A 399-nucleotide genomic window follows, 5' to 3' on the forward strand; every position below is an offset into this window, starting at 1 on the left:
GGCCGAGCGCCGGTCGGAGACCGAACTCGCCGAGGCGCTGCGGGCGGTGGAGCGCGGGCAGCGGATCGGCACGGTCGGCCGGCGGGAACGGCTGGCGGCCGGGTTGCGGCGACTGGCGGCCACGCTGGAGGAGTCCACGCGATGAAGTGCCCGCGCTGCGAGACCGAGCTGCCCGGGAAGGCCCGCACCGGCCGCACCTGCTGGAAGTGCCAGCAGCGGTTCGCGCTGGAGCCGAAGTACACCCGGGGGCTGCACGACCTGCGGCTGCGCCGCACCGTCGAGCGGCTGGGCGACGGCGGCCGGGTCGTCCTGACGGTCCAGCAGCTCCGCTGGGCGCACCACGAACGCGGGCAGCCGCCGCTCCGGCCCCACAAGGACCCGCCCGGCCGGCCGGCCGAG

1 protein-coding gene is annotated in these 399 nt (G+C 77.7%); it reads left to right on the forward strand.

Annotated elements, in window-relative coordinates; all coding sequences use genetic code 11:
* Positions 1–141: 141 nt before the first annotated feature.
* On the forward strand, positions 142–399 hold a 258-nt coding region (locus BI06_RS51480), incomplete at its 3' end, for a hypothetical protein (RefSeq protein ID WP_043474416.1).

The organism is Kitasatospora sp. MBT66, from assembly GCF_000710405.2.
Classification (GTDB): Bacteria; Actinomycetota; Actinomycetes; order Streptomycetales; family Streptomycetaceae; genus Kitasatospora; species Kitasatospora purpeofusca.